This is a genomic window from Niastella sp. sgz303648 (genome assembly GCF_059587045.1).
This window is the reverse complement of record NZ_JCAPSW010000005.1, coordinates 608004-629195: the sequence shown is the minus strand read 5'-3', so window position 1 is coordinate 629195 and position 21192 is coordinate 608004. Positions and strand designations below refer to the sequence as shown.

22 protein-coding genes are annotated in these 21192 nt (G+C 42.4%); 7 read left to right on the top strand and 15 right to left on the bottom strand.

Translation table 11 applies throughout. From position 1 onward, the window contains the following. Nucleotides 1-3 precede the first annotated feature (3 nt). Nucleotides 4-753, bottom strand: a complete 750-nt coding sequence (locus AC59IL_RS18145; protein ID WP_496553591.1) for a LytR/AlgR family response regulator transcription factor — start codon at nt 751-753, stop codon at nt 4-6. A gap of 210 nt (nt 754-963) precedes the next feature. Here AC59IL_RS18145 and AC59IL_RS18140 point away from each other — a divergent pair, with 210 nt between their 5' ends. Further along, nucleotides 964-1557, top strand: a complete 594-nt coding sequence (locus AC59IL_RS18140) for a dihydrofolate reductase family protein (protein ID WP_496553590.1) — start codon at nt 964-966, stop codon at nt 1555-1557. A 132-nt stretch (nt 1558-1689) separates the two neighbouring features. On the opposite strand, the gene AC59IL_RS18135 is transcribed toward AC59IL_RS18140, so the two are convergent. Continuing rightward, on the bottom strand, nt 1690-2322 hold the full coding sequence (locus AC59IL_RS18135; RefSeq protein ID WP_496553589.1) for a MarR family winged helix-turn-helix transcriptional regulator: 633 nt from the start codon (nt 2320-2322) through the stop codon (nt 1690-1692). Between the two features lie 142 nt (nt 2323-2464). Between AC59IL_RS18135 and AC59IL_RS18130 the strand changes: the two genes are divergently transcribed. The 4 genes from AC59IL_RS18130 (at nt 2465) to AC59IL_RS18115 (ending at nt 7831) form a co-directional block, all read left to right on the top strand. Then, nucleotides 2465-4846, top strand: a complete 2382-nt coding sequence (locus AC59IL_RS18130; RefSeq protein ID WP_496553588.1) for a TonB-dependent receptor — start codon at nt 2465-2467, stop codon at nt 4844-4846. 20 nt (nt 4847-4866) lie between these two features. Next, complete coding sequence (locus AC59IL_RS18125; RefSeq protein WP_496553587.1) at nt 4867-5352, top strand: anthrone oxygenase family protein; 486 nt, start codon at nt 4867-4869, stop codon at nt 5350-5352. 224 nt (nt 5353-5576) lie between these two features. Further along, the gene (locus AC59IL_RS18120; protein WP_496553586.1) at nt 5577-6956 is read left to right on the top strand and encodes an outer membrane protein assembly factor BamB family protein; all 1380 of its coding nucleotides are present in this window, start codon (nt 5577-5579) and stop codon (nt 6954-6956) included. Nucleotides 6957-7081: 125 nt separating this feature from the next. Further along, nucleotides 7082-7831, top strand: coding sequence for a hypothetical protein (locus AC59IL_RS18115; protein ID WP_496553585.1), 750 nt, complete (start codon nt 7082-7084; stop codon nt 7829-7831). 249 nt (nt 7832-8080) lie between these two features. Here the strand turns inward: AC59IL_RS18115 and AC59IL_RS18110 are convergent, their stop codons facing one another. The 6 genes from AC59IL_RS18110 to AC59IL_RS18085 form a co-directional block, all read right to left on the bottom strand. After that, nucleotides 8081-8497: a VOC family protein gene (locus AC59IL_RS18110; protein WP_496553584.1), complete on the bottom strand. Its 417-nt coding sequence runs from the start codon at nt 8495-8497 to the stop codon at nt 8081-8083. A gap of 90 nt (nt 8498-8587) precedes the next feature. Continuing rightward, complete coding sequence (locus tag AC59IL_RS18105; protein ID WP_496553583.1) at nt 8588-9040, bottom strand: VOC family protein; 453 nt, start codon at nt 9038-9040, stop codon at nt 8588-8590. A gap of 209 nt (nt 9041-9249) precedes the next feature. Beyond that, nucleotides 9250-9558, bottom strand: coding sequence for a YdhR family protein (locus AC59IL_RS18100; RefSeq protein ID WP_496553582.1), 309 nt, complete (start codon nt 9556-9558; stop codon nt 9250-9252). Nucleotides 9559-9941: 383 nt separating this feature from the next. Next, entirely contained in the window at nt 9942-11066 is a 1125-nt protein-coding gene (locus AC59IL_RS18095; RefSeq protein ID WP_496553581.1) for a leucine-rich repeat domain-containing protein, read from the bottom strand. A gap of 65 nt (nt 11067-11131) precedes the next feature. Beyond that, nucleotides 11132-11779 (bottom strand): hypothetical protein, encoded by a 648-nt coding sequence (locus AC59IL_RS18090; RefSeq protein WP_496553580.1) that lies wholly within the window; start codon nt 11777-11779, stop codon nt 11132-11134. A gap of 233 nt (nt 11780-12012) precedes the next feature. Further along, a complete protein-coding gene (locus tag AC59IL_RS18085; RefSeq protein WP_496553579.1) occupies nt 12013-12570 on the bottom strand; it encodes a hypothetical protein in 558 nt (185 codons plus the stop codon). A gap of 614 nt (nt 12571-13184) precedes the next feature. Between AC59IL_RS18085 and AC59IL_RS18080 the strand changes: the two genes are divergently transcribed. Continuing rightward, a complete protein-coding gene (locus AC59IL_RS18080) occupies nt 13185-13568 on the top strand; it encodes an RteC domain-containing protein (RefSeq protein ID WP_496553578.1) in 384 nt (127 codons plus the stop codon). Here the strand turns inward: AC59IL_RS18080 and AC59IL_RS18075 are convergent. Both AC59IL_RS18075 and AC59IL_RS18070 read right to left on the bottom strand, forming a co-directional pair. Next, on the bottom strand, nt 13462-14076 hold the full coding sequence (locus tag AC59IL_RS18075) for a glycoside hydrolase family 3 N-terminal domain-containing protein (protein ID WP_496553577.1): 615 nt from the start codon (nt 14074-14076) through the stop codon (nt 13462-13464). The two genes, AC59IL_RS18080 and AC59IL_RS18075, sit on opposite strands and share 107 nt — an antisense overlap. Beyond that, nucleotides 14073-16466: a glycoside hydrolase family 31 protein gene (locus AC59IL_RS18070; RefSeq protein ID WP_496553576.1), complete on the bottom strand. Its 2394-nt coding sequence runs from the start codon at nt 16464-16466 to the stop codon at nt 14073-14075. The genes AC59IL_RS18075 and AC59IL_RS18070 overlap by 4 nt, the downstream gene beginning before the upstream one ends. A gap of 263 nt (nt 16467-16729) precedes the next feature. Between AC59IL_RS18070 and AC59IL_RS18065 the strand changes: the two genes are divergently transcribed. Further along, the gene (locus AC59IL_RS18065) at nt 16730-16873 is read left to right on the top strand and encodes a hypothetical protein (RefSeq protein WP_496553575.1); all 144 of its coding nucleotides are present in this window, start codon (nt 16730-16732) and stop codon (nt 16871-16873) included. Between the two features lie 213 nt (nt 16874-17086). Here AC59IL_RS18065 and AC59IL_RS18060 read toward each other — a convergent pair whose 3' ends face one another. From AC59IL_RS18060 to AC59IL_RS18040, 5 genes are all read right to left on the bottom strand, one after another. Next, nucleotides 17087-17878: a hypothetical protein gene (locus tag AC59IL_RS18060; protein WP_496553574.1), complete on the bottom strand. Its 792-nt coding sequence runs from the start codon at nt 17876-17878 to the stop codon at nt 17087-17089. A gap of 183 nt (nt 17879-18061) precedes the next feature. After that, nucleotides 18062-18298, bottom strand: a complete 237-nt coding sequence (locus AC59IL_RS18055) for a hypothetical protein (RefSeq protein WP_496553573.1) — start codon at nt 18296-18298, stop codon at nt 18062-18064. Between the two features lie 138 nt (nt 18299-18436). Continuing rightward, nucleotides 18437-19030: a hypothetical protein gene (locus AC59IL_RS18050; RefSeq protein ID WP_496553572.1), complete on the bottom strand. Its 594-nt coding sequence runs from the start codon at nt 19028-19030 to the stop codon at nt 18437-18439. Between the two features lie 164 nt (nt 19031-19194). Further along, entirely contained in the window at nt 19195-20073 is an 879-nt protein-coding gene (locus AC59IL_RS18045) for a hypothetical protein (protein ID WP_496553571.1), read from the bottom strand. Nucleotides 20074-20388: 315 nt separating this feature from the next. After that, nucleotides 20389-20763, bottom strand: coding sequence for a hypothetical protein (locus tag AC59IL_RS18040; RefSeq protein WP_496553570.1), 375 nt, complete (start codon nt 20761-20763; stop codon nt 20389-20391). Nucleotides 20764-21192: the final 429 nt, after the last annotated feature.

Below are 21192 nucleotides of genomic sequence, written 5' to 3'. Positions count from 1 at the left end.
CTATCAGTGAAGATGGTTCATATAATGCAGGACCGTTTCTTTGCGGCGCGTGGCTACAGGTATCACTGCGCCATTGCGCAACACCAGTTCATTATCCTCTTTCCGGTACCGGTCAATAAACCGGGTATTGACCACATAAGACTGGTGTGTGCGGAGGAAAACCGATTCCGGCAAGTCGCCTTCATATTCCTTCAGGTATTTGGAAGTAAGCAGCTTCCTGCCATCAGCTAAGAAGAATGTCGTGTAACCGGCATCGCTATGACAATACATGACTTCCTGCAGTTCCACCACCTGCAGTTCTTCCTGGAATCGCAGCAGGATGCGTTGCCGGTCACTTGTCTGTGTCACTGGTTGCGCACCATTCTGTGTTGCATGCTGCACGGTGTGCGACCTTTTTGCTTTGTGTAAAGCAGCAATCAGTTCTCCCTGCTCAATGGGTTTTAATACATAGTCCAATGCGCCAAACTTGATGGCTTTAATGGCGTGTTCTTTATGTGCCGTTAGAAAAATCACACCGCAGGGGTGTAGGTCGTTTTGTTGCAGGATATCAAAACCGGTGCCATCGGTCAGCGTTATATCCAGCAACAACAGCTCGGGTTCTATGGCTGGAATGAGTACCTTGGCATCTTTCACGCTGCCGCAGGTGCCTGCAACAATAAAGTCTGGTTCATTGCTGATCATGGACTGGATGTCTTTACGGATGGCAGGCTGGTCTTCGACGATCAGTAGCTTGAGCGGAGTGGATAAGGTCATGGCGTATAATGATTAGCGGTATAAATATATTGCAAAAAGAAAATTAATGCAGGAGCAAAATTAAGGATGCAGGAATAGTATCACGCGGATAATAACCGTGCTTTGGCATAATTGACCCGCTAAGTTGTCATTTTCACACCGTATGAAATCCTGAAAGGAATGCAATCTTTGTGAAGTAACTATTTCAATTAAACAATAAATCAAAAGAAGATGAGAAAGATAACTGTTTTATCAATGATTTCACTGGATGGCGTTATGCAGGCACCGGGTGGTCCGCAGGAAGACACCTCAGGCGGCTTTAAATATGGCGGCTGGACGGCGTCTTATGGTGACGAACTTTTTGGAAGGATCATGGAAGAAGAGTTAAAACCAGCGGAATACCTCCTGGGCAGAAAGACATTTGAGATTTTTGAGCCCTACTGGCCGCAACATGCTGACTTTTGGCCGGGCATCAATGAAGGCACCAAGTACGTCCTGTCGCAGACAAGGGACAAATCAGCCTGGAAAAATACCGTTTTCCTCAAAACCGTAGCTGATATCGAAAAGCTAAAGCAATCAGCGGGCGGCGATCTCCAGGTTTGGGGGAGTAGTCAGCTCATACAGCTGTTGCTAAAGCATGACCTGGTGGATGAACTCCGGCTCAAGATCTACCCGGTAATCCTGGGTGAAGGAAAAAGGCTGTTTGACAACGGCGCGATGCCGGCCGCATTTACCTTAACAGAAAGCCATGTTACGTCGAAAGGGGTCGTCATCGCCAGTTACCAGCGGACGGGATCAATCATCACGGGTGATGTTATTGCCTGAGCCACTGCAAAACGTAATATAGGGTTGTCTGATCTGCAATTGAAATTTAGGCAACCGCGTAGCCATCACTGCTCTCGCAATAAAAAACCCGCTGCGAACAGCGGGTAATTTTCGTGATACCAACAGTTGATTCTACTTACCTGTTACAGTACTATAAACTTCATCAAAAGGTTTGCCTTTGTGGTGTAGCCACTGACCCGAAAATTTCAGCTCAACATTTTTAAGAAGCTGAATACAAAGACTAATGTCATCATCCGGCATTTCAAAAAACATCAACTCACTTACCTTATGAATTTGTGCATAGCATTGCCTTAATATTTTTTCTCCTTTTGGTGTTATGCTAACCCTTTTTGAACGTTTGTCTTCTTCATCGTTCTGTTCTTTAATATATCCTTGCTTAATAAGGCTGGTAAGGATATTCAAGCCGTTAGACAGCTCATTTACGGTATGATAGATCACCTCTGTTTTCTTGGGGAACTTGAGATTTTTAATCACCGAAAGAAAATAGAATTCTTCTGCCTGCTTAATCCCCGTTTCCTTGGTCGCCATATCTAAATAGACATTGTGTATCCTTACTATTTTCACCAGAAGCTTTGTTAAAAGCGAAGTTTTCTGGGGCGGCACAATCCCCTCAAGAAACTGCTGCTTATTTTCTTTTTCACGTTTGCGAACTAAATAATACCGGCAAAAATCTTCTATGCCGGCTTGCGGGTGTGTCTCTTCAAAAGCTGCCCATTCGTTTACCAGTTCAACTGTTTTGTTCATTCTGTTATAGCAATTGTGTTACAAATTTATCAAAAAAGGGACACTATTTATATTAATGCAACAAAAATGATGTTTAAATAATAATATTATAACAAAATTGCTATATATTTATCCTTTGTAAGCTTCCACTTTAAACAACATCATGCGCAAACAATATTTTTTTACATTATTCCTTCTAACCTGCACCGTTTGTGCAGCATTGGGACAGGCAAAAAACACAGGTGTTATAAAAGGCAAAGTGTTTGACAAAAGCACAAAACAACCTGTACCCTTTGCAACTGTTATAAACAAAGAAACAAAAGCCGGGACAGTTACTGATTCAACAGGTACTTTCATGTTAAACAATGTTGATGAAGGCATTTATTCACTAATAATGAGTGTTGCAGGATACCATGAAAAAACGATACACGACGTTCATGTTTTGAGAAACAAAACCAATTATGTTGAAATTGAAATAGAGCAAGTGGTATCTGACTTAAAAGAGGTCATTGTAAATGCCAGGAAGTATGAAAATAGCCGGTTTACTCCTGTATCATCCTTTAGCTTTTCAAGAGAGGAGATAGCAGGAAACCCTGGTGCACAGGGAGATATTTTCCGGGCAATCGGGTTGTTACCAGGTGTATTAAGCAGCGGGGGGCAATATTCTGCTATTGCAGTAAGAGGGCAAGGTACAAGAGATAATGTATATATGGTGGATGACGTTCCTGTTACAGAATTAGGGCATTTGGAAGGCGGTTCCGGCGGCTTTAACGATCCCAATGGCGGAAGGTTCAGCATTTTTGCGCCAAGAGTGGTTGACAATGCTCAATTTCAAGGCGGCGGTTTTGCTGCACAATATGGCAGACGAAGTGCGGCTTATTTAGGTTTGGGAATCAAAGAAGGCAACAAGGTTGATCCTACCATTGACGGCCAGACAGACTTGCTCGGCTTTACGCTTAATTATGACGGGCCAGGCTATCTGCATAAAAACACAGGCCTTTTTGTATCGGTCCGTTACCAGGATTTCACCGTTTTGACAAATGTGATTGGACGGGAGGATATTGGGATCCCTAAATATGCAGACTTTATTCTAAAATCGACCACGCAAATCAACAATAAAAACAAACTATCCCTCCTTGCTGTTTATAGCCCGGAAACCTATACACGGGGCGTGGGAAACGTAAAGGAAGACAAAGAACTGAACAGCCTTGATATTACCAATTCAAGTAACAACAAAGCGATCATTGGCTTAAACTTACGTACACTTACCGGTAAAAGCAGTTACTGGAAAAATGTTGTTTATTATACCAGCACGGCATCTTCAAATAAAAACGGAAAAGCCTTTCCACAAACAGATTCTGTTGGTAAATTGATTAATCCCGGGCATATTCCTTATGAAGGTGGCATAACAAATGTTCAATACAGAGAATCCAAACTGGGTTACCGTTCTGTCTATATCGTCAGTTTTAAAAACCTGTCAAGCCTTAGCGCCGGATTTGATTTTGACAGAATCGATATAAAGAATAACAGGGTACTAGGCAGGTTAGATACTTCCTTCACTTTTAATACGGATGACAACAGACCGCCTGCCCAATACTATACCATCAAAGCCCCCATTGACTTTAATGCGGATTTCAAAGATTTTGCCTATGATGTTTCGTGCTATGCCGATTACTCGTTTGTTCTGTTGAAAAAACTACAACTCAATGCCGGGTTTCGGTACGACTATACAGGATTTTGCGGACAGCATACTTTCTCTCCACGTTTAAGTGGAAGCTTCCAGATTAATGATAAAACCACCGTCAATTTTGCAACGGGCATTTATTATCAGGACCCCGTTTATTCAGAGATAGCCGACCAGCCTGTTGATAAAAAATTAAAAGAAGAAAAAACGGCACAATACATTTTGGGGTACAAAAAGTATTTCACTCCCGATCTGAAGCTTACCATTGAAGGATGGTACAAAACATTTGATCAGCTTGTCGTTCGCCCCGTCAGCAGTTCAAGAGAACAAAATAACAATGGGGACGGATGGGCGGGTGGTATAGATATCAGCCTTACAAAAAGGCTTTCAAAAAACATCCACGGGCAGATAGGCTATTCTTATATGCAAAGCAAACGGAATGACAATGATGGCCGGGGTGCATATGATTTTTTGTTCAGCCAACCACATCAGATCAATTTCCTGGTAAGCTATAAGGCTGGTAAACGCTGGATTTTGGCTTCAAAATTCAGGTACGCAACAGGCAAACCAACAAGCTCTTACATGATACATAACAATGTATTTAACGATCCAGACTACATGCGCTATTCCCGGGAAATCACCGGCATAAACAATATGCGGCTGGCTGATTTTATAAGTTGGGATGTACGGGCAGATTACAGGTTTCAGGTAAAAGGAGTCGCTTTAACAACATTTGTTGATATCGTAAACATATTGAACAGGCCTAATCAAAATGAGCAACGGTTCAATCCTTTAAAAGGAACAATCTATTACGATGGGCTTTCCATATTTCCCTCATTTGGGTTAAAAATAGAATTTTAAAAAAATACAAAAACAGGATAATGAAACTTCAACTTTCAAGAATTACTTCCCTGCTTTTAACAGGCTTAATTGCGGGCACTTTCTTTTATGGGACATTTTGCGTGTTACCAACCTTTTATGACGTGCCACCCGATATTCACTTAAGATTTAGAACGGCCCTGATGCAGCACAATAAAACCCTGGTCATGTCGCTTGTGTTGTCGGCAATCGTGACATTGGGATTTTACACCTGGCAGGCAAGAAAAATAAAGACAGCACGAACATTATGCGGCCAGGCCCTGATTTTTACAATCATTTCATTAGTAATCACCAGGATAGGCAGCGTTCCGATAAATATGCAAATGAAAACCTGGAATCCGATTGCTCCTCCTGCCGGCTGGTTAAAAACCCTGGCAACCTGGGATTTGTATAACAGCATCAGAACGATTACCTCAATTGGTAGTTTTGTTTGTTTATTGATAGCTGATTTGTGGCTGATAAAATATTGGCAAAATAAGGATCACTGATCATCTATAAATTTATAGTTAAAGTGAAACAACCAATGGTACTAACGCTACATGCCACGCGCATTTTGCTTGCAAATGCGGATTGTATTGTTTACCTTTCTGAACGACCGCTGAAATCATGAAACTGTTGATTGCTTTACTTGCCGCGCTCACGATTTCATTTTCTCCAATACAGAAGGAAGATGAAGTATTCATTTGTGTCAGTTCAACCGCGCATATGTATTATGTACGCAAAGATTGCCGCGGGCTGGATGCGTGTACGCATACCATCAAGAAAGTACCTGAGTCAGTTGCAAAGGGTGAGTACAAGCGAAGGGCTTGTAAGGTTTGTTATTAGTTATCCAATCCCTGAAAATCTGCTGTTGACCTGTGCCAAAAGTGCTGAAATCAAAACCGGCAAGGTTATGAAAAATAAGAACCTCTTCTTTTTGTTTGTTGTTATTGCATTTTCTTCCTGTGCGACCGACAAGCCGATACCGACCTGGTGGAAATACCAGAATAATATCAGGAACTGGGGACAGGCGCAGGCAAATGTACCCGCGGGCAAACCGAAATTCCCCGTTCCTTTTCCTGGCGGTGCTTACGTCGGATGCCCCGTCTTATGGTCGGATCCGAATTACGACGACGTGAGTGATGCCAGGGTAATTGTAGGCGATGGCGGAAGCGGGTTAACTTCATTAGTGCCATTAAACGGAAACCAGGACAATCATTATTCAATCGGTCACGTCGTATCGACTTGTCCCGCTATACCGGTAAACGGAGAAGGTCCGTTAGGGATCTATGGCTCGACAACCGACGGTTATGTTTTTTGCACCACGACGGCACTTCAACAGAAATGGCTGAAGAACTTCCCTGAAACACATGGCAGTGTGCTCGTATCGTCACCCACTATCTGGGATAATATCGTCTTTGTAACGATCGGCAAATCTTTTTTTGCGTTGGATGCAGCCAACGGGGACCGGTTGTGGGATCATCCAATCAACAACGGCGACCAATACGCAGGAAAGGAAAGTGCGGTGATTGATCCGGTTGATCCTGCTACTACATTTACGTATGTAGCGACAGACAAGGGAGAGGTGGTAAAATTCCGGGTATCACGCACCGATGGATATGTCTGGACCTCACCTTCCCTTGGCCGGATAACGGGGCACCTGATGATTGACGGGCACCATAATATCTACGTCCCGATGTATGATGGTTCCATCCGTGTGCTTGAGCCAACAGCAGGAAGCGAAATCGGCAGGTTCGAAAGCCATGAAGAGGGTTTCACGACCGGCGCTTCGCTTTCCTTTGATGGAAAGACTTTTTATTTTGCCAACGGTGCGGGTGTATTGTTTGCCGTTGATATTGCCACACGCAAACGGATTTGGTTTCACAAACTTGGACTACCCCCAACTACGCCAATCATCGTGACACCAGATGAGACCTTGTGGCTGGGGATCGGACGCGGTTCCGAGGATGCAAGCCTTGTTGCCTACAACGCTGCAAGAGGAGCCGTTTTTCCGCCGATCAGTCATTTTAATGATACCGTACGATACCTGGCTATCGGGCCCGATGGCGCGTTATATGTGGTTTCCGGGCACACAATTTATTTTATCAAATGACGCATCAGTTAAAAAAGGTAACGGTATGCATTACAAAAAAAGAATACAACCACAGCGCTTGTAAAGTGTGTTATTAGGACTATAATTCTATATTTTCTATCGCTTCTATTGTAAAAACATGCACCATGAAAAATGAACCGTTAACGCCGGTCTGGTTGACCTGTTGTTTTCTCATCGCATTCAGTTTCTGCAGCTGCAATGCACCCGTTCAACCGGACGATCCCAAAGCCATCCTCCAACACTATAAGGCAATACCTGTGGACCGGTTACCGGTAACCCAACTATCGTTCTTCGATGCCGCGGGGCATCGCACAAAGCCCCAGACCCTGAGCCAGCTCGGTGTATCCGCGCATGCCTTTATCCTGGTTCCTGATTCGTTCACGGTCAATGCACCAAACGGGCAGGCTTTTATCGCTGCAAATAAGGGCGATTTGAATCCTGCCGTGCTAGATAGCGTGGTTGCCAGACTCAAATGCAGGAGCAGGTGGCAATACAACGACCAGACGATTACTGTATCGGACCAGTGTGCATTTACTTTTTACGATCCTTATATGACTGCCAGAATTATTCCCCATTTTCCCACTTTCAATATTGTCCCCAATATTGTCCTTCCTGGGACGTCAAAGGACACGCTGCATTTTTACCGTTGCTCAACGACCCTCACCGGTGTGATTGTTTGCGAAAATACCTGTGGTGATGCCGCGATGCACTGCCGTTTTGAAGGTGGTGGCATTGCTGTTCCCGTTCCTATACCACCGGGAGATCCTTTGATAACGATGTATCCCTGCAACTCGCTGAATAATTGCAGCGGCGATGGTGGCGATCCTCCGGTTCCGCCGGTTGATACGGGCGGTCATACGCTTCCTCTTAAATAATTCAGGAAGGAATAACTGTTTATAGCCATGTTGGCTGCAGTGCATTTGTAGGTCACTTTTTTTGCTTACGGTTGATATTGAGCAGCTAAATTGGGCAGCAGCTTAGCGTCAATATCCGGTTGTGAACCAGACCAACAAATTTGGTGGTTGGCTTTGATGAAGGTTTGTGAAGAGAAATTGCAAATACCAATTTTTTTGAAATTGGGTTGTGCAACAGTGACCTCATATTGTACGCCGCACTTCTCCTGTTTACTTTTTTTTGTCAGCTCTTTTATTAATACTGTTTTTTAGGATACGCTTATCTGAACTATTCTTTGCCTTCATTGGTTTAGGTCTTACATGTCTTGGTTGGTAAACTCCAATTTTTCCACCTCCTGGCAATATTAGTTGAACTAACTGTCCCCAACCCTGATTTTGTATTTCACTGCAAACAATGTTTTGCTTAGACATTTGTTGAACAAACGTTTTGATATTATCACACATTAAGTAAATCTCATGTTGGTCATTAGTTGCGGATGGATGCACAGCAAGTTCGGAAGGTGGGAGTCCAAAAATCAGCCAACCATCTCCCACATCAACATTTGTTAGTTTAAGTACATCCCGAAAAAAAGCTTTGTCAGCCTCTGCGTCTTTTGAATAAATTATGAAATGTACTCCTGTTGTCATTGCATTGATTATTTTGAAGGTTCGCTATTGTGTTAGCTGCGGTTAGTGGCGAAAATTCCTCCGGCAAGGATTTTATAAAACATCCGCTGCTCATTTATCACCAAGTTGTTCTGCCAGCCCGATGAGAAGTCCTTCGGGGCCGCGGATGTAGCAGAGCCGATACGCGTTCTCGTACTGAACTACTTCGCCAACGAGCTGAGCGCCATGCTTGCTGAGCCTGGATACCATCTCGTCAATGTCTTCAACGGTGAACATGACGCGCAGATAACCGAGCGCGTTCACAGGAGCAGTCCGGTGATCTGAGATAGTAGGCGGGGTGAGAAATCGCGAAATCTCGAGCCGGCTGTGGCCGTCGGGGGTAACCATCATAGCAATCTCGACGTGCTGGGGGCCAAGTCCGGTGACACGACCAGCCCATTCTCCTTCGATCGTGCCTCGCCCTTCGAGCTTCAGGCCCATCTCCGTGAAAAAAGAGATTGCCTCATCGAGGGATTCTACCACGATTCCGACATTGTCCATTCGTATTAATTTGTTTTTTGCCATGTCATGAATTAAATGTCATAATCTCTATTTAAAACTTAACCCAACTAAGTTTATCTCTAAGCGTCTCTGTCATAAAGTTGCGCATAACGGCCAGGGCTTTCTGCTGTGCTGATATTCCGTGATTCGATGAGTATATATTCTTCAGCCAGCATAGCAGAAAAGCGATGTTAGCGGTGGTGCTTCTGTCAATTCGATAGAAGATCTACTTCCTATTTGAGTCCCCGGGTAATTAATGAAGCTTTTTGATTTACTTCATAGTCAACCGAGGAAACATTCTTTACGAATGGTCGGCTTACAACTGCTTTTACCAAGTCAGAATTCATAAAATCTTCCATTGCCGTTTTGTTTTCCCATAAATAGAAACCGCCAAAAGTGTTTTTTTCTATGTCTGCCAACCAAACTTTTGAAATAAGCCCTTTTACTTCCGCTAAAATTGGTGCATCCGGTTCCACCATTTGCTTAAGATATTCCGCTTGAGAAATATCCTTTAATTGATAAGTGATTAATTGCGCTTGCATTATTTAATTTTTTAAGTTTATAATGATGCTCAGGTAAAAGTGTTCCACCGTCTAAAAAATACACAAGGATTTTGATGCGCATTTTTTTTTGTGAATTCTATCGGACGGAAACCTGTTGACTTTTTAAAAAACCTGCTAAAGTATGCTTCATTTTCAAAACCAGGTTCGTAAGCAATAGTGTTTACTTCTTTCATTCGTATGAATAAAAAGTCTCTTTGCTTCTTGTAAATTCTTAGCCTTCTGTCGGTATTTGTGTCGTCATAGCATTACCCTAATTCAAAAATATACGAAAGTTTTTGGCAAAACAATTTTTCGTTTTATTCCTAACCAGGCACTTCACCGCCGCAAATATTGCCACAACACCCGCGCATTTCAACGCATCATCACTCGAAAACAATTTTTGCATTCGGGACCATCTCTTTAATTCGTTTCTGCTCATTGCTGTCAAACAAATTGTACGTCAACCAAAAGGTCTCTACCTGTTGAAGTTTGTCAAAACCTGACCGCATAGTTGGAAGTTTCATCGTGTACATTCCTACGCGTCTTAAGTTGGGTAGTTTTTCCAAAATTAAAAAAGCATTTGTCCAGTTTAAGGAATGCAGGTCGCCCAAACCCAATTGCTGAATTGTCCTGAGCTGCTCAAGTTCAGCCGGTAATTCCGTTAAAGGATTATCACTAATAGAAAGTCGTTCGAGCGTTTTTAGATTTTTGATCTTATTTGATAGCGTTGCGATATTGTTGCCTTCTAAGTCGAGGTCTCTTAAGTTGTAAAGTTTACAGACTATGTCCATACTTTTGTCGGACAGTTTATTACCTCTTAAGGATAGTTTCTGAATGGCTTTAAGTTGTTCAAATTGTTCAGGCAATGAAGTGAGCGCATTGTGTTCCAGATTGATTTCTTCAATTTGCTTAAAGCGTTTGATGCCGTATGGAATCTTACTGATTGAATTATACCAAATGAGGATTCTCTTAAGGCTGCGAAGAGCCGATAACTGAACAGGAAACGTTTTAAATTCGTTATAACAAAGGTCAATGTATATCAGGTTAGGCAATTCGCCTTTTTTGAAACTTAGATTTTTGATTTTGTTGCTAAACAACCTCAAGTACTTTAACTTATTTAATTGCTTAACAGGTTCGGGAAATGACGTTAGTTCGTTGTCGTCCAGCCATAGTTCTTCAAGGTTTTTCAGTTGAACAAGATTTTCAGGTATGGTTTTTATTTTTCCGTCAGTCAACCAAAGTATTTTTAGGCTTCCAATTTGTTTTAGTATATCAAATGCCTGGGCTAAATCCAGGTTTGGATTTGAGCCGATGTCAATCTTTTCAAGACTTGTTAGCCTGGCAACGTCGCCGGGGAGTTGTGCAAGGTTTTGGTCGGAAAGGTCAAGTGATTTTACGATTGCCGGGTTAACCAGGGCTTCTTTGATAGAGGTAAAAACTACTTCTGTGTCTTTCTGTCCCAAAGACCTTAAAGAGAGTAAGAAGAATACAAAAAAAAGTCGTTTCATTGTTACCTGGAGTTAGTAGGGTGGTCGTTTAAAATGTAGCACAATGGATCCTTTTGTTAGCAATACTACTGTAATTTCCTGTCTAAAATTGTGTCCCCCAAAGGCTCGGCTATTTCACCATTGATTTCTTGAACCGCAAATGGCATTTTTAAGTTTCCTTCAAACACTATTCCATAGTTATGTAAATAATAACCAATTAGCGATAGTCGACCAGTTGTTTTTTTACTCAAAATATCATTTTCGGCGTCAGCTTTAATTTGTCTATAAACATTTATTAGTGGCTGCTGATTAGTTAAAGTTTTAAAGTCCCAAATGATTGATTCAGTAGTTCTATTTTTAAATTCTTCTCGGGAATATGGAAATCCTCCAACAGAGTCCGACCTATTAGGATAAAGGTCTAGCCTATTAATATACCTGATTATATCCTCCTTTTCTTTCATTAGGTCAATTGGTTGAAATCTATATCCAATTTCAAAAGCTAAGTCATTAATTGTTTTTGTTTTTAATTCTTTTGCTTTTGAATATTCTGTGTATTTGTTATAGCCAAACGTTATTAAACCAATAAATACTGTTGAAAGTATCCACAATCCGAAGGGGGAATTTAAAAACTGAAGTTTAGTGTTATCTTTCTTTGGGGAATTTAAAGAAATGCGAACCTCATTTCGAAAAGTTTCCTCTTCTATAATCTTATTTTTCTCTTCTGGTGTAAGCATATCCAAAAGTATTACAGCCAACGGTCAGGGCTCGGGGCAGGTGGGGAAATAGAATTCCGTCCGCCCATAACCGCTGCTGATTGAAAATATTTTGTTGAAGTTAACATTCAAGGTAGAATGTAATTTATCCAGCCCGAACCACTGTCTGGCTTTGCAAATTGTCGATTGCACTTCCCGTCCAGCCACCACATTGCTAAACCGCCTGTTGGCTGCTGTTAGTTTTAAAGGTGTTTTTAAATATATTGTTTTAAAAATGATTTTACATCGCTTAATTTAAATACGTCTGACACGTAAATTTTATCCAAGGTCTCTACTATTCGAATTATTTCCTCATATTCTTTGGCAACCATTTCGGCTACATTGTCAAATTCATAATCACATTTTTCTATTTCTATAAGTATGTTAGTTATCACATTTATAAGAATGCAAGATGTGTCATAAAAAATTTTTGAAAACCAGATCCGGTTAGTGAGCACTGCCAAAAGCTCTTCATTTAAATTGTTATAATAGTTTATCAACACTTCCTTGAGTTGAGACCTATCCTTTGGTAGTATCTTAGTATCAGGTATCAAGACCTTATTGTATTTTTTTTCGTTTTTCAAAAAGCCAATTCTATAAAACTTATTAAAAATAAGGTTTGCATTTTCGTAGGCATCAATGCGTTTTTTAACAATGTATTTCTTGTAATCAAATTTAAAGTCAACACTTTTCATTAACCAGCCTACTAAACCTGAAATAATCGCAGCTATCACACCGCTTGTTAAGAAAATTGTTAGTGGAGTCTTGTCCATAAAATACAATTATTAAAAAACTATCGAGAGATGAGTTAATAGCAGCCAACTCAGAAATATACGAAAGTTTTGGCAAAACAATTTTCCGTTTTATTCCTAATCGGGCACTTATCCGTAACACGAAAAAGCGCTTTTACGATTTTTGACCGGGATCAACGCCGCAAATATTGCCACGACACCCGCGCATTTCAAAGCAATACCATCGAAAATGAACCTGGATGTTTGTGCATGCATTTGTGCTGTTATTTTGTTTCCGTTAGAGAGGCTGCCACTGCGGCGGAAAATATTTTTCAGACGGGTTAAACCTTTCGCGCGTATCCGTTCTATAAGGTATAAGCGCGGTTTCCCTTCCGCTTACCTTGCACAGCCTGATTGGTAACGTTAGCTTTTAGCGATCCACTATTTCAAAAACTTGACGGGCATCAATTTGTTGATGCTTTTGCTAACCAAAAGAAAACACACATATATGGAAGGGGGACAGTTAAGCGAAAGTTTTCGGTGAACTTTTCAATGCATTACAAAAGGAGTTAGACGGGATTGCGCGGGACGTGGAGGATGTTGTCGGGACAGCAAAACGTTCTGCGGCTGTATGCAGTACTGCATACCGGCGGCTCATGGAATCGGCTCGGGTGAATGGCTTTAGTGACACCGCCGAAGAAATTGCTTTTTTCAAAACGTTCAGACCGCAACTGGAGAGCCGTGTATTGTACTATACCGGGCTGTTTGCCATCGAAATGGGCAAACCGGTTGGTGTGGATAAACTCCAAAGGGAGTACTATGAAAAGGAACTTGGAAAGATCGCAGGCTTTTACGAAGAACACAAATTCTTGGTAAGGTATTACCGCAGCGGCGAGACGTTCCTGGATGACAAGCTCTTTGTGCGCAATGCAGCTACCGGTTCGGTCTTCGGTAGTGTTTCATCAATGAAGCCGTCATCCAGTATTTCGGATCACTGCCCTGCAGCCCTTTTACATAGGCCTGCACCATGCAGCCGTTGAAGAAAGCATCTTCACCAAAGCATTCTTCCGTTCTTCCCCAGCGCGGATCGCGACCTATGTCGGCATTGGGGGCTCGTATCACCAAAGCGCCGGTATTGTATTTGGCCGATTGAAAAATGTACCGTGCTTCATATGCTTCGGTTTCTGCTACCTTTCGTATCAATGCCGTATCCCATGTTTCGGCCAATCCATACGATTGCGGAAAGGTGGTCGTGTTCACGAATTTTCTTCTGCCCCAGCTGGCAGGAGGCCCGCCCAGGGCTACCCCATGCAAACCCTCGATATGCCCGCAACCTTTGATACCCAACCGCGGCACAGAAGGATTGGTACTTAAACAGGTTATCTTTTCATCCGGCGTGAGCAAAGAAATGATGTTATCGATCCTCTTTTCTGTTGGAAGGTGCGGGTCCTGGAAGGGATATTGCCCGGTGGTTTGTGTTCGGCCATTCATGGCCAGCAACATCACCAAAACAAGACAGCCGGCAGCCGCTTTTCCCACGGTCGTCATTTTGTTTCTTTATAAGATTGTATGTTCCATTTTATGTTGCCGTTGTACGGATCGTTGCGCAGCGCCCATTTGCCGCCCGTTCCGTTCGTATTTATTTCGTGCAATCCATTATCGGATGGCAGGCATATATACCCGGTAGCGTTATTGCCGGTAGCGTAAGTGACCAGCCTGATATGGTTCCAGTCGATGTCTTTTGTGCATTGTGCCAGTTTCACATGCGGTATCACCGCACCGTCGCGAACAAGAATAATGGCGGGAATTTTTCCGGCGGACATGTGATGCCATCCGGGTTCGTACACTTCATTGCTTTGATAGTTGATCCATTTCCCTTTTGGCAAATACACGTCGCGCTCGTAGGTACTGTCCTGGAACAAAGGGGCCACCAGCAGGTCGCCGCCAAACAGGTACTCATCATCGATCAACCAGGCGCCCGGGTCGTCGGGGAATTCTACAAACAAGGCCCGCAACATGGGCAGCCCGGTTTCGGTGCAGTGCTTTGCCTGCGCATAGATATAGGGCATTAGTTGGTAACGCATTTCATCGCTCAGCCTGAACTCGTCGAGAAAGGCCTTGCTATAGGTCCATGGTTCTTTGGGCGGGTTGCCATGATTTCTTGTGTGCGAGCTGAGAAAACCGAAGGGCGTCCACCGGCGACAAACGTCTTCGGGTGTACGCTGTACGAACCCGCCAATGTCGTGACTCCAGAACGAAAAACCCGAAAGCCCAAATGATAAACCGCCTCTTAAGGTCGACTGCATGGCCGAAGAGGTGGGCGCCGGATCTCCGCCCCAGTGAACAGGATATCGCTGGCTGCCTGCCCAGGCCGCTCTTGCCCAGATGATATTGTCGCCGGTTACCCGTTTCGTAATCTCGGCAGCCGCTTTGTTGTAACGGACGGGGTATAAATTGTGTTCATAAAAACCCGTTTTGCCCGAAGCGTATAAACCCGATGCGGGGGCCGCTTCACCAAAATCGACCTTAATAGCGCCTACACCCATGCGTAACAGGGTATCCAGTTGGTCCTGGTACCATTTTACCGCGGCCGGATTGGAAAAGTCGAGAATGGCATCTTCATAAGGCAGATTCCCTTTGGCATCCTTTACATACAACCCTTTCTGCACGATCTCAGGGAACAACCGGTTCTTTGGAACAAAATAAGGCAGTTGCCAGAGGGAAATATGGAACCCGTCTTTTTTTAGATCGCTGATCATCCTGGCCGGGTCGTTGAACCGTGAGGTCGAGAACTTGTAATCGGTGCGCCAGTCGGTTTCAAACCAGCCAACATCAAGATGTATCACATCGGCCGGTATTTTATACTGACGCAGCTTTGCGGCAATATCCCTTGTTTCGCTTTCCGACGAATACGAAATACGGCTTTGCCAGTAACCAAAGCTCCACAGCGGCGGCATAGGCGATTTACCGGTAACGTTGGTATATTCGTTCAGTATTTCTTTGGGATTGCCGATGAATACAAAAAGGTCCAGCGCATCGTCGCCGATCATCATGGTGTTCATCCCATAAAAAGAAGCGCCGAAATCGCAGGTGATGGGGGTCGATGAATGAATGAACATGCCATAGCCGTTACTACTCATGAAAAACGGCACGGGTTTGTACATGCCCGGGTTTTGTACGCCATTGGCGTCATCGGTCCACAATACCACTTTTTGTCCTCTTTTATTAAAACTCCCGTACGATTCACCACAGCCAAAAATCTTTTCTCCCGGCGACAACGAAAAGGAAGCGGCTACGCTTCTCGACAGATCGCCTGCCCGTTGCACAAACGAAAACGGCATCACCGGGGTGAACGTGCTTTCATTATCTACGGCATGATTGGTGCCGGTAAGCAGTTTACCATGGCTGTCCCTGATCTCGATATGCCAGGGCCAGGGTTTGATCAAAACCGACCCATCGAGGCTTTTAAATAAATAACCGTTGTTTGTTTTTGTATATTTCCAGGAGGCGTTATCGGTTACAGGTTCCTTTGCCAGCATCAGGGTATCTGGTTCATCGTGGGCAGCAAAACCGGTTTTGATCCTGATGCGGAACGAACGCGGTGAAATAAACTGGATGCTGAATGGCAGTACCGGGTTCTGGGCATATTCTGTTTCGGGAAAGACCACATGTTGATCGGGGCGCAGCACGGCCAGTTCATTATTAAATGCCATACGCCGCGCATAGCGGTTCCGTTGCCATTGAAGTGTGCCCGACACCGTTGCCGGATCAAATGATACAAGGCTGTCGGCCAGGAAATAGGTGTTGGCAAAATTCCTGAAATCGGGACTGATATCAACCGGTTCATTAACGAGGTAATTGTTCTCTGTTTGGGCATGCAGGTTGGTTATGGCAAATACTGCTGCAATCGTTGCGGAAAGGAATTTATTGATAAACATCACACGTTGTTTTATTAAAGGTACCGTTCACTGAAGCGAAATTAACGGCTGAATGCCGTAAAGGGAGTATCCAAATGTTTCAAATATGGTATCGGAATGTTTTAATAGCCTCCTTATAATCCCAAATCAGCCATTAACCACGCCATAAAACACGCCATAACATCAGCCACAACTCAGCTTAAACATACAAACTGAATTGTTAGTTGCCCAGGCATATGAGACAGAATATGCCCGGCACCTTTAATAATTTTCCAATTTGATTTATGCGTATCAACATCGATATACATCCCAAAGAATGGGTATTGATAACTATATTCATTCTTGTGGTTTTCCTTGCGTTTTCCGGTAAAACAGAGGAAGCGATAAGAGTGGTGAAATGGGCCGAAATTTTAGGTAAATTGGAATGATTAAATTTGATAGATGTTTTAGCAGGCCGTTATAATTTGAGATATTGCCTTTTATAATTTTTACCTTTTTTATTAAGAAATTGTAGATACGATTTTCTGTTTCGTCAGACCCACGATTTGTAGAATTGTAGTCAGCACCAATCGAATATATTCGTCGCCCCGCCATATTGCCAAACCGCCTGTTGCCTGATGGCGCTTTCTGTCACACGAATGCTATTTGCTATTTCTATATCTTTCTTCAAGATGTTTTTCTTTGTCAAATTTGTTGTTTGCTATTTCACTTAAAATGTCGCTGAAAGAGATTTTAATTCTTGTCACCATTGGCTTAGCATCGTGTACCAACGAATAAACTTTTAAATTTTTGTCAACTGCTAAATAATTGCCGTCCTCGAGGTCGCAAAAGGAATAAAATGTACGGTTATTAAAGTCGATGTCAAATAATTCATCAGGGTTTAGCTTGTTTTTAATTTCCTGGTCTAAAGAGTCGTACAAATTATCAATGTCGCTAGGCGGGAAAGTAAACACAGATTTTGTAACACCCTTATTGTCGATTTTGCCTAAGTCAAACTCACTTATCTGATATTGAGAGTTTTTAATTTTTAGTCCGCTAACCAAATTATCGTGAATTAAAATTTCAATGTCCTCAAACTGCTCGGTCAGATATGAATATATTTGAAGTCCTGAAATTAAAAAATTCTGTCCACGTTTTTTGTATTTAAATATAGTGTCACCTCCATAACTTAAAGAAATGAATTTGAAGTCAGGATAATGTTTCCAATTGTCAAGTCCCCAAAGACGAGCTGCAAGAGTTTGTTCTTTTATTTCAGTAAAGTCTTCGGGCAATGAATTTATTATTGCTTTAAACAGTCTGGCTTGCTTTTGTCGTAAAACACTAAACTTGTATGGCGGAAAAACAGTCCCTAATATTTTTTGAAGAATATTCATAGTTTGATGTGTCTCTATGCTTGCAGGCAACGTTTCAGGGTTTTGTGCAGTGCGGGGCATTGCTGTTGTGTCCGCCCTGGCTAACCGCTGCCCAATTGATGACTAAAGTTAATGATTTGCACCGAGGCAAAATAGTATTCCGTCCAGCCCTACCACAGCTCACCATAGCTGCGACTGTTGAAGCACGGGATTCGTCCGCCCGCATTGCACAAAACACCATGTTGGCTGTCAGGCCTTTTGAAATTATGAAATTTTTGCAATTATGAATGCATTCAAAGCTTTTGCCGATGAGTAAAAAGCCCTCAATTCATTAAACTCATCCTTTAATTCGTCAGGCTTTTCAGGTCTTGCATTTTTCTCTGGATTAATGCTTCTTAAAATCGAAGCACAGTTTTCCTCGGTGTTAACAAGCTGTCGTTCACAATATTGCTGTGTCAACAAAAGATTTTTACTAAATATATCTTGGTCTATGTCTAACATTTTGTATCGTTATGATGGTCGCAATATGGTTGCAGGCAACATTATATTTCCGCTATTCTACGCTACTTTTAGCGGGAAACAATATTTACAAGTTATTATTTTCTAGCTATTTAGCTGTTCGGGCTTTTTTCAAAGTCACTATATTTTGTTGTCAAGAAGTTGGTTTTTGTCGCTGAAAATAGAGGTATCAAACAGCTTGTTTATTCTTGGTTGTATAATCCATATGCCAATTGGGAAAAACCAAATTAAAAAAAACTCTCCCGCAAAGTCACTAAATGTTACTGGTTTCTGCCACTCAACTGTTTTTAAGGCTTTGGCGTTAAAATACAGACAGTAAAAAATGCAGAACATTGAAAATAAATGTAAGGGAATTATTAGGGCAAAAATTGCGGGATTTGGTTGTCCGCCAGATGAAACGTTAGAAAACATACCTGCTATAAATACTGAAATTAAAACCATATACACAACAGGTATAAATAAAAATATTTTGAATTTTGTCAAGTTCATTGTCGCTGTCAGTGGTAATTTTTTATGCAGGCTTGTTCCAAGTGCATAAAACCAACCAAAGAAAAGTCCAACGAATAATACCATCATTATTGGAAAGAAGTAAAACATAGTTGCCGGGTTATTACCTGAAATAACGGAACCAATAGTAATGAATTGAAATATTATTGGAAGTCCCACCATTAGTCCAAATAGTTGCCAATGTTTTAGCGTGAGAAATTTTGTCATATTGTTTGTCGTTAAATCTATTGTCTATTTGTCAAAAATGGGTCACTTTTTTACGCTACCACTATTGTTGACACATAATGGATCAAGTCAAAATCCCGGGGGATTGTAACCTACAGCCCACAAAAATGATGAGGTAATCTTTGAAAATTCTTTTGCCCGAAGTGTTATGTATCATTAAACGAAACTACGCTGGTTGTACGTAGAGCAGCTATTGTAAAGGCCATTATTGACGGTGCATACATGCGTTTATGGGCCGTGGGAATGAAATAGTATTGCCCATGGGGATGGCGTAGCGTAGCGGCCTTCTTTGTAATTGTTCGTTGCGCACCAATGACAGTAGCTTCTTCCAATCGATCAGCAGGTAACGTTGGCAGCAATTCTGCTAAAATAGCTGACTCGCTTATTTGATCCTTCAATAACTTCAGGGCCAATCCGGTCAAATATTGATAGTCACAACGGCGCCTGGATTGGCGCGGCAACCGGGCGTATAATTTCGAACCTATTTTTGATGCCCTGCCCATGAGACCGGCATAATACAACGTCTGTCGCCTGCGGGTTTTTCGCCGGTTGCTCTTAATGGTTTTATTGTTCCAGTATTCGCTGTTTTGTTTGCGATACGCCCGTTTAGGCTCACCAGGAAACAGGGCATTAATAATAGTATCTTCAGATTGATTGGAGCAGTTAATGGAAGCTTGCTGCTCTTTGCCGACCACTATTGCTACATAGCGTTGCAACAATTCCTCGTGTATTTCCTGCTGCTTTTTCCCTTTTTTCAATAGGGTAAACGCCTCCCCGGTAAAAGACCGGTACATCCACGATTGCCGCCAATAAACAGGTAACGCATTGTACACCAACGACCCAATTTTCGATGCCTGGCCCATCAGTCCGGCATAATGGCGGGTGTTTTTAAAACAAGGCGCATACAGCACTTTCCTGCGGGTCAAACTGCTTTTTTTACGCACGAAGTTCCTGCCTTCCATAACATAGAAGGTTAGTTTACCGATGGTTCGGTTAATTATGAACGGTGCAAAAGCTTCGGCCATGTAATAAAGTTACCAACTATCTTAAAACGCCCAGGTGCCGGCGCCTTGATTTTGACTTTTTTCAATATTTAGTCGTATTGCGATAGAAAGTGTGCAACCAGTATATGACTGCCACTGAACAAACTTAATGCGTTGCTGGTACGGGAACTACTATACATATACCGTACATGCGCCGTTGCAGATCCATGGCACAAGCATAGGACATCCATAGTTGAACGCCGCCAACTCCATGGATGCGCCCACGATACAGAATACTTAAAGCGCATTTTCTAAATGTGGGTGTTGCACGCAAAATCGGGCTGGTTTTATTTATTTCTACAACCAACGTTTAATGGACTCGGCTGTGTCTAGTGGATTCGTGTTAAAAATAATTTTCGAATTTTGAGCATTGTCGTGAACAGTATTCACTAATTTTTCAAACAATATAAAGTTTATAGGCGGTATTCTAACGCCAGCCCCAATAAGTATTCCGTCAAATTGCTTTGTTTTTAGAAGGTCAACAAGATTTGCCAAATTTAATACCCCAGAGTCAATTAGGTACATTTCGGAATCATACCCTAAACCTTTTAGGTTCTCCCTTTCTGCTTTAATTCCCATTTCCACTTTTTCGGCAGTCAAACCAGGTGCAAAACCAGGGCTTGAAAAGTCAATAGTATGCGGATTCATTCCTACAATTAAAATTTGTTTCATTTTCATTTTTTTTATTGTCCTACTCGTTTGGCTTTTCGGTTCCGCCGCCCCGTTTTTTAAGTGGCCGCTGGCCTCCACAATATTGTCTGTCGAGGAATAGAGTCAAAATGTGTCAGCCCGAATTGTCGGTCGATGTTTTCTTGTCCCGCAATGTCGTTTCCAAAACTTGTCCATAACACTTAAATATATGCCGTTAACCGGTCTTGACCTAAAAATATAAGCATGATAATCAAAGTAGGAGTAATCGCCTTTTTCATTGTTACGGCGCAAATACAAAATAAATATTATATCATTCAACCTTTCCGCTACGCCACAAATCATCCAAAGGACTCTCAATACTAATGAGTAATGACAATCCGTGTCCAGCACACAGTTTCGCCACATCACTTAAAAAGAAACCTCCCGATTATCTGGGAGGCTTTTGTTTTT